Origin of the sequence: Chondromyces apiculatus DSM 436 (genome assembly GCF_000601485.1) — a bacterium.
GTDB classification, from domain to species: domain Bacteria; phylum Myxococcota_A; class Polyangia; order Polyangiales; family Polyangiaceae; genus Chondromyces; species Chondromyces apiculatus.
Map to the genome: position 1 here is coordinate 43,083 of NZ_ASRX01000053.1, position 14,181 is coordinate 57,263.

Here is a 14,181-nt window from a genome sequence, read left to right on the forward strand (position 1 = left end):
GGTAGGGAAGCTCGATGGAGGGAGCGCCCGTCGAAATTCTATTCGGCGTCACCTGCGGGCGCGGCGGGCGCGGCAGGCGCGGCAGCCGCTGCGTTGCGCTGGCGGCGCGTGCGCAGGGGCTTGTTCTGCAGCGAGGGCTTGTCGGCGAGCGGCAATTCCTCGGCGGCCGCTGCCTCGTCCGGAACAGCGCTGCTCTCTGCGTCAGAGGGGAGCACCGCGCGCGTGATCGTCACGAGCAGGAAGCTTGTCAGCGCCACGAACGTCATCGATCCCAGCGCGAAGGTGCCCACGTGGACCAGCGTCCGCTTGAGCAAGCTCCCCTCGTTCAGAATCCCGATCAGCCGCGCCATGCCTCACCCTTCTTCCCTCTGTCACCACCCCAACCCTGCGCCCTCACGATCATTCCCCGACGCGCTGACGTGCGGTGCGGCATGGCGACGTGCGCCAGCGCTCCTGCACCTCACTTGATGTTGAAGTCGAGCGTCATCGGGCTGCCCTTCCGCTGCACGTTCACGCTCAGCTTGTCGGCGCTCCGGAGCCGCGCGTACGCCTCGAGCGCCTTCTGCGGATCGCTCATCTCGAAGCCGTTGATGCTCTGCAGGCGATCGCCATTCTGGAGCCCCAGGGTGCCGAGGAGAGAGTCGGGGCGGACGCCGAAGAGCCGGATTCCGACCACCTTGTCGCCCTCCTTCTCGGGCACGATGCGCGCGCTCCGCATCAGCTCGGCCTGGTTTTCGAGGATCTGGTCCACCACGCTGCGCTCGATGGAGAACTCCGTCTCGCTGACCTTGTGGATCTTCGAGGCGATGTCCGCCGGCACCTTCCGGCCCCTCCCGCGCTTCGTGGTGTCCGCAGGCGTCGTCGCCGCCGCCTTCGGGGGCGCCACGTTCTTGTCACGCATCGACGTCTGACACCGCGCGCCCCCGGCACCTGCCGTGAGCCACACCCGATCCCAGCCGACGTAGTAGACCGTCTTGCCGTTGATCTCGTCGCCCTGGCGCCGCATCTGGGTCTTGCCGTCCGAGGCCGCGAAGGCCGCGAACGACCACTCCGGATCCTCCGACTGCGAGATCAGCACCACCTTGGTCCCGTCGCAGGGCGGATCGTCGTACGGGTCCTCCTGGTTCCGGACCTCGGCCACCGGCGCGTCCTCGATGCTCACGGGCTTGCCGTCGAGCGGCCCGGTCACCGAGTCGAACGGGTTGCGTGACAGGATGGCCCCCGCGCTCGTCGCGTGGTCCTGGTTCGCTGGCACGCTCGCTGGTGCGCGCGTCGTCGGCGCTGTCGCGCCCACCGCCGGCGCTGCGCCGTCCGACACGTTGGATGCCACGAGCTGCCCCATCCCAGACGCCTGGAAGTAGGCGGCGATGGCGATCAGTACGCAGACGATCGCAGGAAAATACCGCTTCAGGATCGCGTCAAAACCCATGCGCCCGCCTCCGTGTAAGCGAGAGTCGTGCCAGAGGTCAATGCTCCGGGCCTCCCGGCCCAGGCACCCTCAGGAAGACCCCAAACAAGCCTCTCGACCAGGCACCTTCGTGGCTCGCGATCCCTGGATCGCGGGATCCATCGCGCCAACGTGGCGCGCGGGGGAGTGCCCCCGGGAGCGACTTTGCCAAAGTGACAACCCGACTTTGCGCCCCGAGGTCTCAACCTCCTGCGGCGCCGCCCGATGGCCCGGCTCCCCCCTCGACTTCGCCGAGCTTGCGGTAGATCGTGCGCGTCGAGATCCCGAGGAGCTGTGCTGCCAGCGATTTGTCCCCCCGGGCGAAGCGCAGCGTCTCCCGGATCAGCCGCCGCTCCACCTCGTCGAGCGGCGTACCCACCGAGAACGTCAGCGTGCTCGGCGCTGTGTCGGCAGCTTCGCGCACCGGATCCGGCAGGTCGTCCACCGAGAGCCGCTCGCCCCGGCACAGCACCACGGCGCGCTCGATCACGTTCTCCAGCTCGCGCACGTTTCCCGGCCACGGATAGTCCAGGAGCCGCGCCAGCACCTCGCGCGGCGCCTCCAGGCGGCTCCGGTTGTTCTTCGCGCAGTACACCCCGAGGAAGTGATCGGTGAGGAGCGGGATGTCCTCGCGCCGCGCCCGCAGTGGAGGCGCCGTGATCGCGATCACGTTCAGCCGGTAGAACAGATCCTCGCGGAAGCGCCCTGCCGTGACCTCCGCCCGCAGGTCCTTGTTCGTCGCGGCCACCACCCGCACATCGGCCCGCTGCGTATCGCCGCCCACGGGCTCGTACTCGCCCTCCTGCAGCACGCGCAAGAGCTTCACCTGCACCGCCGGCGACAGCTCCCCGATCTCGTCGAGGAACAGGGTTCCCCCGAGGGCCCGCGCGAACCGGCCTTCCCGCCGCGAGAGCGCTCCCGTGAATGCCCCCCGCTCGTGCCCGAACAGCTCTGCCTCCAGGATCGACTCCGGGATCGCGGCGCAGTTCACCGCCACGAACGGCCCCCGCGCCCGCGCGCTGCGCTCGTGGATGTAGCGCGCCAGCAGCTCCTTGCCCGTCCCGCTCTCCCCGAGCACCAGCACCGTCGCGCTCGACGGCGCAGCCTGCGTCGCCACGTCGAGCACCCGCCGGAGCGCCGGGCTCGATCCCACGATCTCGCGCCGCGTCAGGAGCTTGATCTCCTGCTTGAGGGAGCGGTTCTCGGCGACGAGCGACTGCCGCTCCGCCGCCTTGCGCACGCTCTTGATGATGGTCATGCGCTTGAGCGGCTTCTCCACGAAGTCGTACGCCCCCTCGCGCATGGCCTGGACCGCGGTCTCCACCGTCCCGTACGCGGTCATCATCACCACCTCGGTGTCCGGCGAGACCTGCTTCAGCGCGCGCATCAGCTCGATCCCGCTCGTCCCCGGCATCATCAGGTCCGTCAGCACCACCTGCACGCGGTGGTGACGCGACAGCTCCAGCGCCGCCCGCGCTCCGTCCGCGGTCAGCACCCGCATCCCGTCGCGCTGGAAGATCTTCTGGATGGACGCCAGGTTCGAGGCGTCGTCGTCGACCACGAGCACCGTGGGACTGCCCGCTTGTTCCGCGTCGGCGGCCTCCAGCGGGATCCCCGCCTGCTCGTCAGCCATCGAGCCACTATGTCACGCCCTCTGACAGGGTGTCCAGGCGACCCCCGCCTGCCAAACTGGCAAGGGATGGCTCAGCGGATCAGCTTCGAGAGCATCCGGAACGGCTCGGTCCCGGCGACCCGCAACCAGTCGAAGACCACCGTTTCCATGGTGGTGATGGTCGCCCCTGCCGACCGGCACAGATCGAGCCCCACCTGCCGGTGGTCCTCGCGTCGCGACGCCACCCCGTCCGCGGGCACCAGCACCTCGATCCCCTGCGCGCAGAGGTCCCGCACCGTCTGGTACACGCACACGTGCGTCTCCATGCCCACCACGATGGCCACGCGGGCCCCGCGCTTCGTCCACAGCGCCTCGAAGCCCTCTGCCTCGCACGCCGAGAACGTCATCTTCGGCAGCACCGTCACGCCGGCAGCGTCGAGCTTCTCCTGGATCCTGGGGATCGTCGGCCCGAGCCCCTTCGGGTACTGCTCGGTCGCGAGGACCCCTGCGCCGAGCAAGCCGGCTCCCTCGATGAGCACCGTCGCCGCGCGCGTCAGCGCCGCGAGCTGCGCCTCCGGCATCGCAGGCGCGAGGCGCTCCTGCACGTCCACCACCACCACCACGCTCTCTGCAGGCTGGACCCGTCGCACGCTCATAGAACCACCACCTTGAAGCTGCGGAGAAACCGCAGGAGTTCACCCCGCAGGTCGAACCTGAGCAGCGCCTGCCCGATCTCGTCGCCCCCCTCGCCGAGGAGCTTTCCGGGCAGCACCGTCATCGTCTCCACGAGGTCGTCGAGCCGCACTGTCTTCTCCCCCGCGAACGTGCAGCGCTGCCCCCCGTTGTCGTCGAACTGGAAGCTGTACCGGAGCTTCCCCGTGCGCAGCACGTCGAGGTTCATGAGGCCCTTCAGGTAGCGGTGATCCGCGAATCCCTCGGCGTCCACCTCGCCTTCGATCTCCGCCTCGGGCCCCTTCAGCAACCCGCGCAGGCCTCCCCGTGAGCGCGCGCGGATCGTGAACGTCATCGGCCGCTCCTCGCTCGGCCTCGTGGCCAGGTGGTAGCTCCCGGTCATCGTCTCGCGGAACTCGATCGCCTTCATGCGCCCCCCTCTTCATGCACCCCCTCGCTCACACGCCCCCTTCACGCCCCGGCTCGGCGGGCCTCGGCACCAGGGGCAGCGACAGCGCTGGCCCAGCCGTCGCCATCTCGAAATCCTCGGGCGGCAATACCAGCCGCTCCACCCGCCCCCCGGAGACAAGCGCGTCCACGATCTCCGGCACGTCCGCTTCGGTGACCCGCCCGTAGAAGTACCCGTCGGGCTCCACGGCGATCGCCGGCCCTGCCCAGCACACGTCGACGCAGCTCGCGGTGCAGGCCCGCACCTCCGTGCGCGCGAGCCCTCGCCGGTTGATCTCCATCTTCAGCGCCGCGTGCACCTCCGTCGCCCCGCGTTCGGCGCACGACCCCTTGGGCGTGCCCTCGGGACGACGGTTCACGCAGACGAACAGGTAACGCTTGCGCTGAGCCACGGCCGCATCCTTGTGCGTCGGGACCGGCCGGTCAAGCGACCGGTCCGCGGCCGTGTTTTCGGGGTGTGGAGGTGTTCAGCGCGTGGGCGGTGTGATGGGTGCGGGCGCCTGGATCCCGCCAGGGCCTGCTTGCACTGCCGGCGCCGAGGGCATCGCCGGGCGTCCCGGGATGCCCGTCATCCCCGTCCCTTGCGACTGACCAGGGCGCACCCCCGGGGCCTGCTGGTTCGACGTGTACGGCGACCCCGTCGTTGGGTTCTGGTTCGGCTGGGCGCTCGTCCCGCCCCTCTGCCCCGGCGTGTACGGCGAGCCGGTCGGCACGTTGCGCTGCTGCTGCCGCATCTCCTGCGACGAGGGCGTCACGCCCACGCCCCGGTTCCCCAGCCCCTGGTTTCCCGAGCCCTGGTTGAGCGCTCCCCGCGGGTCGATGCCGGTCATCGGCGCCCAGCCCCCGCTGGCCGGATACTCCGTCGGAGGAGCCACCCTGCTCCGGGATGCCGCCGCTGCCGCCATGTTCTCCCCCCGCTCACGCGCGGTCTGCCCCGTGACGCGGCGGTCCACCTCCTCGTCGGTGGCTACGATCGCCCCCCCGGACGCCTCCTGTGCCGCCTGCTCCTCCAGCGCTGCCTGGTCCTCGCGCAGTGCTGCCTGGTCCTCGCGCAATGCCGCCCGATCCTCGCGCAGCGCTGCCCGCTCCTCCCGCAGTGCCGCCTGCTCCTCGAGGAAGGCCTGCTCGTCGGCGGCCATCTGCTCCTCGTAACGCTGCTGCTCGTCGGCAGCCATCTGCGCTTCGTAGCGCTGCTGCTCCTCGAAGCGCTGCTGCTGCGCCTCGTCGTAGGAAGCCCGCGCCTCGTTCACGCTGTAGGCGCTCTCCACCCGAGCCTGCTCTTCGTAGTTCTGGACCTGGCCCCAGTCGATGCGGTTCTCGGCGGGCTGCGTCGCCGGCTGGCCGCCGTGCTGCAGCCCATCCCGCTCGGCGCCCAGCGCACGATCCGACTTCTCATCGGCCCTGCAAGCCGTCAGCGCCATCGCTGAGGCTGCCACGATGTACCAGCGCATTGTGTCACCTCCGGCCCCGTCCTCGATGCGAGGGCCGTGCCCACACCGGGGCGTGCTGGACATTCCCGCTTCTCCCGGAGATCGTGCAGGGATTGCGGTCAGGTCGCCGCGATCGCCCGCGTCTGTCCCCTGTGTGCCCGTCGCGCCGATCAGCCGGCGAGCGCTGGTAGAGCCTGCGCGAACGTTTGCGCCAACCGCTGCCCAGTGGCGGCGGCCGGCATCCCGGCGACCGCGCACAGGTCCTCGGCGTATCCCGCGCGCGCCTCGTCCGCGACTTCAGCGAGTGCCTGCTGCCGGGCGGCTTCCACCCGCGCGAGCGCCTCCGGGGACAGCCGCGACCGCGCCCAGGCATCCACAGCCCAGGCGAGCGAGGCGTGGGCAGCCTCGTCCTGCGCGACCCGCCGCATCACCCGGCGCACCACCTGGTCTCGCGCGAAGCGCGCCTGGTGCATGCCGACCAGGGCGCCGTAGGTCTCGCGCACGCACCCTTCGGCGGCGTTCTCGAGGGCGACCTCTTCCAGCGAGCGCGGGGCCCGCGGTGCGACCACCGGCTCGCGTACGACTCCGCCGAACCTCGCAGCCACGCGCTTCATGATCCGGGCATGGCGCACCTCGTCCTCGCGCGCGGCGTCGGCCTGGTCGAGCAGTGCCTGGGGCGCGCCGTGCAGCGCCAGCTCCTCGCGCAGCACGGCGAAGGCGTGCACGGAGGCCGCTTCGAGCTGGGCGACCTCGGCGAAGTAGGCCCCGAGCCTGCTCGACCCGCGTCCCCGCGCCTCTGCGAGCCCCGCTGGCCGCCGGCCGACGCAGGCGCCGCTCTCCGAGGAGAGCACCTCCGACTCCAGCACCGCCACCTCGCCCTCGGCGCTGACGCTCAGACGGAACAGCGACTCTTCGATGGGATCACACAGGGCCGTGTACCGGGTCGCCAGCACCTCGTATCCCCCGCCCGCCTCCTTGAATCCGCCCTCCAGGACGTCTCCGCAGCCCACCGAGTAGCCGGCCGCTTGCGCGAGCAGCCGCGCCTCGGTCGGCGTGTCCACCGGCGCGAGCCATGCCGTTAGGGCCTCGGGGGTGTCGAGCACCGACACCTCGTCTCCCCGGTTCAGCACCAGCATGTACGAGGGGCAGAAGCTCACGCATTCTCCCACCAGGAAGCCATTCGTCGACGTCGCCTCCGCGAGCGCCTGCTGGCAAGCCTCCACGTCGGTCGCCGTGGCGCAGGGCGTCCCGATCGCGCTCCCTCCGAGTCCCAGGTCCCCGGTGCCCGGGGTGGGCCTCAGCTCCGCGTAATCCCACGCCTCGGCGGGGGTCAGTCCCTCGAGCGCTCCTGTCGACCCGTCCGCCGTGCAGGCGAAGGTCTCGAACCCTTCGACATCGATCTCGCCTGCTCCGCAGGCACCGATCAAGGGCGCGAGCGACAGCGAGAGCACACGACGCAACACACCTGCGACACGATCATTTGAACGCATGGATCCAGATCTCCTCGACGAAGCAAGCGTTGAAGCAAACCCCCGCGCCTTCAGGGGCGATCAGGAAAGCATGCTTGCCTTCCCGTCGCCCCTCCGGCGCACGACTCAAGCGGCGAGCGCCGGCATTGCCTGCGCGAAGGCCTGCGCCATCCGCTGGCCCACCTCGGCGCCCGGCATCCCGGCGACCGCGCACAGGTCCTCGGCGTATCCCGCGCGCGCCTCGTCCGCGACTTCGGCGAGCGCCTGCTGCCGGGCGGCTTCCACCCGCGCGAGCGCCTCCGGGGACAGCCGCGAGCGCACCCACGCATCCACGGCCCAGGCGAGCGAGGCGTGGGCCGCCTCGTCGCGCGCCACCTGCCGCATCACCCCCCGCACCACCCGGTCCTGCGCGAAGCGCGCCTGGTGCATGCCGACCAGGGCGCCGTAGGTCTCGCGCACGCACCCTTCGGCGGCGTTCTCGATGGCGACCTCCTCCAGCGAGCGCGGAGCCCGCGGCGCGACCACCGGATCGCGCACGACCCCGCCGAACCTCGTGGCCACGCGCTTCATGATCCGGGCATGGCGCACCTCGTCCTCGCGCGCGGCGTCGACCTGGTCGAGCAGCGCTTGCGGTGCCCCGTGTAGCGAGAGCTCCTCGCGCAGCACGGCGAAGGCGTGCACGGAGGCCGCTTCGAGCTGAGCGACCTCGGCGAAGTAGGCCCCGAGCCTGCTCGATCCCCGTCCTCGCTCCTCTGCGAGCCCCGCCGGTCGTCGGCCGATGCACACCCCGCTCTCCGAGGAGATCACCTGGGACTCCAGCTCCTCCACCTCTCCCTCGGCGCTGACGTTCAGCCGGAACAGCGCCCTCTCCACCGGAGCGCAGAGGCTCGTGTACCTGGTCCCCAGTACCTCGTAGCCCCCGCTCACCTCCTTGAAGCCGCCCCGGTCGAGGGCGTCGCAGCTCACCGAGTAGCCGTCCATCTTCGCCACCATCACGGCCTCGCTCGGCGTGTCCACCGGCGCGAGCCACGCCTTCACCGCGTCCACGCTGGAGAGCACCGACACCTCGTCGCCCCGGTTCAGCACCAGCATGAAGCGGTCGCAGATCTCGGTGCATTCGCCGAGCTGGAAGCCGTTCGTCGCCGAAGCCTCCTGGACTGCCTGCTCGCACGCCTCCACGTCCGTCGCTGTCGCGCAGGGCACCCCGGACGACGCGACTTCCTCGCCACCCGCGCCGCCCGCGTCATCCGCAGCGCGCCGGAGCGAGATGTACTCCCACGCCTCCGCGGGCGCGAGCTCGGCCACGCCCTCGGACGCGCAGGGGAACGCCTCGAAGGTCGCGGTGTCGATCTGCGTGCCTCCGGTCTCGGTGCCCCCCGTCTCGGTCCCGGTTCCTCCGGGGCCAACCCCGCCATCGCCTCCCTCTCCGCAGGCACCTACCAGAGGCGCGAGCGAGAGCGAGAGCACACGGCACAGGACACTCAAGACGCGGTCGTTGGAACGCATGGACTGATCTCCTCCACGGCGCAGGAGGTCCGTCCTCCTGACTCACGGCCGCGACCAAGGAGAGCACAATCCGCGCCAACCCCGTGGCCTCAGGCCCTCGGCAGCACCTCGAACAGGTTGAGGCGGTAGGCGTTCACGAACCTCTTGAACAGCAGTGGCCCAACATGGCTCAGCACCCGCAGGTAGAGGGGCAGCTTCGACCACAGTGTCTCCTGGGCCTCGGCGTAGGTCCGCGTCTCCAGGAGCCGCAGCCCGGGCACCCACCGCTCCAGGCGCTCCGGCTCGTCGCACGCCCACGAGAACTGCGCCGCCATGTCCTTCATCACGTCGTGCCGGTGCTGGTTGCGCACCATCAGCGTGCCTGCCGTGTCGAACGCGACCCGCGCTCCCGGGAACTCCTGGGCGATGCGGGAGAGCGCCTGCTTCACCTCGTCCTCGGCGAGGTAGAGCAGCACCGCCTCCACCACGATGAAGAACGGCCCGTTGCTCTCCTTCACCCGGGTGATCCAGGACTCGTCGAGCACCGAGGCCGCGACCGTGGTCCGCCGCGCGCTGTCCGTGAAGAACCTGTTCCGGAGCGCCACCGAGTCCGGCAGGTCCACGTCGAACCACCGGAGCTGCCCGTTGTCGAGCCGCTCGAAGCGGGTGTTCAACCCTGCCCCGATCTCCACCACCGTGCCCGTCGGGTGCGCCGCGAGGAAGTCCTTGATCCACTCGTCGAGCATCACCGTGCGGAGCACCGACCCCACCAGGCTCGTTGACCGATCGAACTTGTGGAAGTCGTAGTCGATGGCTGCCACCATCTCGACGGCCTTCGGGTCGCTCAGGAGGGGCCGACGCTTCCTGGTCTCCACCGCCCGTCCATACAGCGGGATGAGCAGCGTCTCCTGCACCTTGCCGAGGTCGACCTTCGCCTTCTCACCCATCACAAGCCTCGCTTGCCGTCTGCCCAGTAGGCCTTCGAGCGCACTGCCCGCCGCGGAATCCCCCGCTCCTCCACGAGCCACCGCCGCAGCTCCACCAGCGTCCCCGCGTGTCCGGCCAGGTAGAACACCGTGTCGCCGTTGTGCGCGCGCCGCTTGTCGAGCCACGCCGGGTGCTCTTCCACCCACCTCCGCAGCGCCTCTCCTCGCTTCCCCGCGCGCCGCGGCGCCCCGTCGAGCAAGCTCCCCGCGAGCGCCGGCCAGCGCTCGCAGCCCGGCTCCACCTCCACGGCACCCACCGCGCGGCTCCCTGGCGGCAGCGAGCGCCCCATCGCGCTGAAGAGCCCGAGGCTCGTCTCGTCTCCGAGGAGCACGTGGGTCGCCGCGAAGGGGTCGAGCGTGAACCTTCCCCCTGGCCCGAGCACGTTCGCCCTGGTCCCTTCGCGAAGGCCGCTCGCCCAGGTGCTTCCTGGCCCGTGCCCGTGGAGGAAGAACAGCACCTCCAGCGCGCCCTGCGTCCCGTCGAATGCCGACGGCGTGTAATGGCGGAAGGCCGTCTCGCTCACCCGGAATTCCACTTCCTGTCCTGCGTGGAAGCGCACCCCGCGCAGCGCGCTTCCCTCGAAGCGCACCCGCTTGAGCCGCGGCGCCAGGTCCTCCACGGCCGTCACGTTGGCGCTCCGGGCGAACCAGGGCTCCATCACATTCGCCAGCACCGCAGGCACTTCAGGCATGGCTCCACCTCGCGTCGCTCTCTCGCCGAGCGCGTCCACGACACTACCGGCTCTTGATGAAAACGCAAGTCAACTTCACATGCCCTGAGTCTGCAGGCGGCTGCCCTGAGTCTGCAGACGGTTGCCCTGAGTCTGCAGACGGTTGCCCTGAGTCTGCAGAGCCTTGCCCTGAGTCTGCAGAGCCTTGCCCTGAGTCTGCAGGCGGCTACCGCCAGGGTCTGCGGCGCCCGAGGAGCATTCCCGTCACTGCGGCGAGTGCAGCGGGCCAAGCTCCCCCTCCCGACGTTCGCGTCCCGCGCATGGAGCAACTTCCCGCGCTGTCCGCACGAGCCACCTCGCCGTTCTCCGTGTCCTCCTGCCCGAGCCCGTGGTCCCGCGCGTCGGCCGCCGCGACGTCGCCGCACAGACCTTCCGCGTAGAGATCGGCGTCGCTCCACACGGGAAACAGCTCTTCCCAGGGTGACGCCCCGCTCCCTCGATGTTGCGCGCGCGCAACGCGAGAGGCGCTGCGTGGCGCGTGGCGCGTGGCACGTGGCGCGTGGCGCGTGGCGCGTGGCGCGTGGCGCGTGGCGCGTGGCCATGGAGGCAATTTTCTTCGATGCCCCGATCGGGCTGACCTCGACATCGTGAGCGCGCACCCACCCGTTGACCCGGGTCCATCGTTTCGGTACCCAAATTGGACTGACGCCGGTCCGTCGAGGATCGCGAGGGGCGGGATCTAGAGCAGCGAAGTGCAGGGTTCTCCGGCCACACGCCGTGGGCGGTGGCGCGGACGACCCCGCGGGAAGACAGCAGGAGAGGGAGCGCCATGCGGGCAAAAGGATTCACCTGGGTCGTCCTGATCTCGTCCGACAGCGGGTGTACCCCGCCCCAACCCGCCTTCCCCGAACCCGGCGGCCCATTAGCGCTGCGCACGCTGCACGCGGTGCACGGCGCTGAAGCGGGCGACCGCGCCGCCGGCAGCACGCGCCGGGACGCCTGGTCCGAGCGCTGACGGTGAGGTAGGTAGGGCGGGCTGATGCGCTCGCCCTGGATGCTCACCGCCCTGATCCTCGGGGCCACGGCTTGCGCGCCGACCAGTGAGCCGCCTGGCCGCTCTGCCGTGGAGCGCCTCGACGCGCCCACCCTGCAGCCGCCGCCTCCGCCTCCGCCCGAGCAGGAGGCCGACTTGACGCCCGTGGTCAGCCCCGACGCGCTCCGACCCGGTCAGGGCGACCAGCTCGCCAGCATCGCCATGCGCACCTTCGTGCATGCCGAGCCCCGGCGCAGGTCCGCGCGCCTCGGCTACCTGCGCGCTGGCACCGTGGTCGAGCGTGCCGCTGCCCCCGCGGGCACCGACGGGTGCACCCAGGGGTGGTACGCCATCCATCCCCGCGGCTACGTCTGCGTGGGCAGGACCGCGACCCTCGACGCCGACACTGCCATGGTCCACGCCACGCCCCACGGTCCTCGCCGCGGCGAAGCGTACCCGTACCACTACGTGGTCTCCCGCAGCCCGCCGCCGCACCTCTACGTCCGCCTGCCCTCCGAGAGTGACCAGCGGCGCGTCGAAGGCCGCGTTGGCTCTGTGGAGAAGTCGGGCTGGGAGCAGCGCAACGAGCAGCTCCTCGGCCCTCCGGACGCCCTCACCGAGTACCTGCAGAGTGGCCGCGATCTGCCCAAGCCCTACGGCGCCGAAGAGAAGGTCCGCTTCCCCGTGCACCGCGGGCGCGCCCGGCACAACACGGCGTTCGGGCTGATTGCCACCTTCGACTGGACGGGGCGCCGCTTCGGCCTGACCACCGAGCTGGATCTGCTCCCCATCGACCGCACCCGCGCGGTCATCCCCTCCGAGATGCGCGGCGTGGAGGTGAAGACCGAGGGGACGCCGGCCTTCGTGATGCACCACGGGGTGCGCACCCTGAAGCCCGACGCCTCGGGCGAGCTACGCCCCGAGGGCTGGGCCGGGTATCGCTCCGGCTGGGTCCTCACCGGCCGCTCCGCCGTGAGCGGCGTGTACGTGGAGACGGACGCGGGCCTGTGGATCCCTGCGTCGAGCCTGCGCATCGCCGTGCTGGGGCGGGACCTCTGGGCGCACGCGGCGCGGGGGCTGAAGTGGATTGATGTGTCCATCACCCGGCAGATCCTGGTGGCCTACGAGGGGACCCGTCCCGTCTTCTCCACCCTGGTCTCCACCGGGCGTGGCGAGCTGGCCGATCCCGAGACGACCAGCGCCACCGTGCAGGGGACCTTCTTCATCCAGTCGAAGCACGTGAGCGCCACCATGGATGGCGACGAGGCCGACGAGAACGCGCGCGACCTGCGCGATGTGCCCTACGTGCAGTACTTCCACAAGGGGTACGCCCTGCACGGGGTCTACTGGCACGACGATTTCGGCAAGGTGAAGAGCAACGGCTGCGTGAACATGTCCCCGGCCGACGCGGCCTGGCTCTTCGACTGGACGGAGCCCGTGGTGCCGGCGGCGTGGCACGGCGTCATCCACGAGAAGGGCGGCACGCTGGTGTACGTGCACCCCTGAGCCGAAAGCCTCTCCCCAGCAGGGGTGGCGACCATCGGGAGCGTAGAGGCCGCAGGCCCCTGCTTGTTAGTCGCGGATGGCGGTGACGACGAAGCGCTCGCTCACGCGGGCTTCCTTGGATTCGTGGCGGACCTGGATCTCGTAACGGCCGGGTTGGGCGAAGGCGACGCGGAGGGGGCCGCCGTCGACCTCGCTGTGCTTGAAGCTGTGCAGGCAGCGGGACTCGGCGCAGGAGCGCTCGAGGAAGCTGCCGTCGCCGCCGGGCAGGCGCACGCTCACGCTCTCGGGGACCTCGAGGTGCACCGTGGCCTCGCGGCCCTCGTGGTGGTGGGTCACCAGGTCGAACTCGGCCCAGGTCTGGCCCTCGGCGTCGAGGCCGAGGGTGCGCTCCTCGGAGCGCTCCAGGGTGGCGGTGGGGTCGCTTTCGGGGAGGGTGCCGAGCGCGCCGCGGGTCGCGGCCAGGTGGAAGGCCACCACGCCCACTGCGGCGAGCGCGGGCGCGAGGGCGAGGCTGCCGAGGAGCCAGCGCGAGGTCGGACGCTCCCGGTTGGAGGAAGGCCGCGCCGACTCCGGGCGGCGGTCGGGCAGGGCGCCGAGGGCGCGCTCCACGAGGTCGTCGGTCGGCCCCATGCCGCGCAGCGCCTGCATCCCGCGGGCGAGATCTTCGGGCAGGGGGGGTAGCTCATGATCGTGACGCTTCATGTCGACTCCTCCCGCGCCGGGGCAAGGCTCCCGGTCGCCACGCGCTCGTACACCTCACGCAGCCGCGCGCGCCCACGCGCATGCCGACTCTTCACTGTACCCTTGGGAATGCCGAGCATTCCAGCCACCTCGTCGTAGCCGAGCTCCTCGATGTCGCAGAGCACCACGACGGTGCGGAAGTCCTCGGGGACCTGCTGCAGGCAGGCGAGGAGCAGCTCGGACTCCTCGCCCTGCATGAGCAGTCGGTCGGGTGCCTTCGCGTCGCTCGGCGCGAGGCCCAGGGCCTCGGTGCAGGCGTCGACGAAGCGATCGAAGAGCCCGTGACGGCGCGCCTCCGTGCGCCGCGTCTCCAGGTACTCGTTGCGGGCGATCCCGCACAGCCAGCCGGCGAGGTCGCTCCGGCCCTCGTACGAGGACGCGTTCAGGAATGCCTTCAGCACTGCGTTCTGGAACAGATCGTCGGCGCGATCGCGGTCGCCGGTGAGCGAGATGCAGTAGCGGTACACGCGCGGCAGGATGGGGCGCACCGCGGCCTCGAACTGCGCGCGTGTGCTGCCGAGGGGCGTGGATCGCGGGGCGGTCATGGCAAGCTCGTCTCGCGAGGGCGGCGTCGGCCCGCGGACTCTAGCCGGGCGCGGGCGGAAGTCTACCGCCTGCGCTGGTGACCAGAGGGCCTCGGCAATACCGAGCGCCGGGTGCA

The 14,181-nt window shown here is 70.8% G+C and carries 14 protein-coding genes; 1 reads left to right on the forward strand and 13 read right to left on the reverse strand.

The features are described 5' to 3' along the window. Window positions 1-38 precede the first annotated feature (38 nt). The 11 genes from CAP_RS28855 to CAP_RS28905 form a co-directional block, all read right to left on the reverse strand. Window positions 39-350 carry a hypothetical protein gene (locus CAP_RS28855; protein ID WP_044246874.1) on the reverse strand — a complete coding sequence of 104 codons (312 nt, stop codon included), beginning with the start codon at window positions 348-350 and terminating at the stop codon, window positions 39-41. A gap of 110 nt (window positions 351-460) precedes the next feature. After that, window positions 461-1,429: a type II secretion system protein GspC gene (gspC, locus tag CAP_RS28860; protein ID WP_044246875.1), complete on the reverse strand. Its 969-nt coding sequence runs from the start codon at window positions 1,427-1,429 to the stop codon at window positions 461-463. A gap of 220 nt (window positions 1,430-1,649) precedes the next feature. Next, window positions 1,650-3,080, reverse strand: a complete 1,431-nt coding sequence (locus CAP_RS28865; protein ID WP_044246876.1) for a sigma-54-dependent transcriptional regulator — start codon at window positions 3,078-3,080, stop codon at window positions 1,650-1,652. Window positions 3,081-3,151: 71 nt separating this feature from the next. Next, a complete protein-coding gene (locus CAP_RS28870) occupies window positions 3,152-3,715 on the reverse strand; it encodes an isochorismatase family protein (protein WP_044246877.1) in 564 nt (187 codons plus the stop codon). Next, window positions 3,712-4,161 (reverse strand): hypothetical protein, encoded by a 450-nt coding sequence (locus CAP_RS28875; protein ID WP_044246878.1) that lies wholly within the window; start codon window positions 4,159-4,161, stop codon window positions 3,712-3,714. The genes CAP_RS28870 and CAP_RS28875 overlap by 4 nt, the downstream gene beginning before the upstream one ends. Before the next feature lie 28 nt (window positions 4,162-4,189). Continuing rightward, window positions 4,190-4,591 carry a (2Fe-2S) ferredoxin domain-containing protein gene (locus CAP_RS28880; protein WP_044246879.1) on the reverse strand — a complete coding sequence of 134 codons (402 nt, stop codon included), beginning with the start codon at window positions 4,589-4,591 and terminating at the stop codon, window positions 4,190-4,192. Between the two features lie 75 nt (window positions 4,592-4,666). Then, entirely contained in the window at window positions 4,667-5,650 is a 984-nt protein-coding gene (locus tag CAP_RS28885) for a hypothetical protein (RefSeq protein ID WP_044246880.1), read from the reverse strand. Between the two features lie 149 nt (window positions 5,651-5,799). Beyond that, window positions 5,800-7,092: a ferritin-like domain-containing protein gene (locus CAP_RS51060; protein ID WP_156041226.1), complete on the reverse strand. Its 1,293-nt coding sequence runs from the start codon at window positions 7,090-7,092 to the stop codon at window positions 5,800-5,802. A 132-nt stretch (window positions 7,093-7,224) separates the two neighbouring features. After that, window positions 7,225-8,604: a hypothetical protein gene (locus tag CAP_RS28895; RefSeq protein WP_052376240.1), complete on the reverse strand. Its 1,380-nt coding sequence runs from the start codon at window positions 8,602-8,604 to the stop codon at window positions 7,225-7,227. Window positions 8,605-8,693: 89 nt separating this feature from the next. Then, window positions 8,694-9,530, reverse strand: a complete 837-nt coding sequence (locus CAP_RS28900; RefSeq protein ID WP_044246881.1) for a class I SAM-dependent methyltransferase — start codon at window positions 9,528-9,530, stop codon at window positions 8,694-8,696. Next, the gene (locus tag CAP_RS28905; protein ID WP_044246882.1) at window positions 9,530-10,261 is read right to left on the reverse strand and encodes a siderophore-interacting protein; all 732 of its coding nucleotides are present in this window, start codon (window positions 10,259-10,261) and stop codon (window positions 9,530-9,532) included. The genes CAP_RS28900 and CAP_RS28905 overlap by 1 nt, the downstream gene beginning before the upstream one ends. A 1,018-nt stretch (window positions 10,262-11,279) precedes the next feature. On the opposite strand from CAP_RS28905, the gene CAP_RS28910 reads away from it, so the two are divergent. After that, window positions 11,280-12,779 (forward strand): L,D-transpeptidase, encoded by a 1,500-nt coding sequence (locus tag CAP_RS28910; protein ID WP_044246883.1) that lies wholly within the window; start codon window positions 11,280-11,282, stop codon window positions 12,777-12,779. Between the two features lie 66 nt (window positions 12,780-12,845). On the opposite strand, the gene CAP_RS28915 is transcribed toward CAP_RS28910, so the two are convergent. Continuing rightward, window positions 12,846-13,481, reverse strand: coding sequence for a hypothetical protein (locus CAP_RS28915; RefSeq protein ID WP_044246884.1), 636 nt, complete (start codon window positions 13,479-13,481; stop codon window positions 12,846-12,848). Beyond that, window positions 13,478-14,065 (reverse strand): RNA polymerase sigma factor, encoded by a 588-nt coding sequence (locus tag CAP_RS28920; protein ID WP_044246885.1) that lies wholly within the window; start codon window positions 14,063-14,065, stop codon window positions 13,478-13,480. Before CAP_RS28920 ends, CAP_RS28915 begins: the two co-directional genes overlap by 4 nt. Window positions 14,066-14,181 lie beyond the last annotated feature (116 nt).

Coding starts and splice junctions, on each gene's coding strand:
- CAP_RS28855 (WP_044246874.1), bottom strand. CDS start 350: ATGGCGCGGCTGATCGGGATTCTGAACGAGGGGAGCTTGCTCAAGCGG.
- gspC (WP_044246875.1), bottom strand. CDS start 1,429: ATGGGTTTTGACGCGATCCTGAAGCGGTATTTTCCTGCGATCGTCTGC.
- CAP_RS28865 (WP_044246876.1), bottom strand. CDS start 3,080: ATGGCTGACGAGCAGGCGGGGATCCCGCTGGAGGCCGCCGACGCGGAA.
- CAP_RS28870 (WP_044246877.1), bottom strand. CDS start 3,715: ATGAGCGTGCGACGGGTCCAGCCTGCAGAGAGCGTGGTGGTGGTGGTG.
- CAP_RS28875 (WP_044246878.1), bottom strand. CDS start 4,161: ATGAAGGCGATCGAGTTCCGCGAGACGATGACCGGGAGCTACCACCTG.
- CAP_RS28885 (WP_044246880.1), bottom strand. CDS start 5,650: ATGCGCTGGTACATCGTGGCAGCCTCAGCGATGGCGCTGACGGCTTGC.
- CAP_RS28895 (WP_052376240.1), bottom strand. CDS start 8,604: ATGCGTTCCAACGACCGCGTCTTGAGTGTCCTGTGCCGTGTGCTCTCG.
- CAP_RS28900 (WP_044246881.1), bottom strand. CDS start 9,530: ATGGGTGAGAAGGCGAAGGTCGACCTCGGCAAGGTGCAGGAGACGCTG.
- CAP_RS28905 (WP_044246882.1), bottom strand. CDS start 10,261: ATGCCTGAAGTGCCTGCGGTGCTGGCGAATGTGATGGAGCCCTGGTTC.
- CAP_RS28910 (WP_044246883.1), top strand. CDS start 11,280: ATGCGCTCGCCCTGGATGCTCACCGCCCTGATCCTCGGGGCCACGGCT.
- CAP_RS28915 (WP_044246884.1), bottom strand. CDS start 13,481: ATGAAGCGTCACGATCATGAGCTACCCCCCCTGCCCGAAGATCTCGCC.
- CAP_RS28920 (WP_044246885.1), bottom strand. CDS start 14,065: ATGACCGCCCCGCGATCCACGCCCCTCGGCAGCACACGCGCGCAGTTC.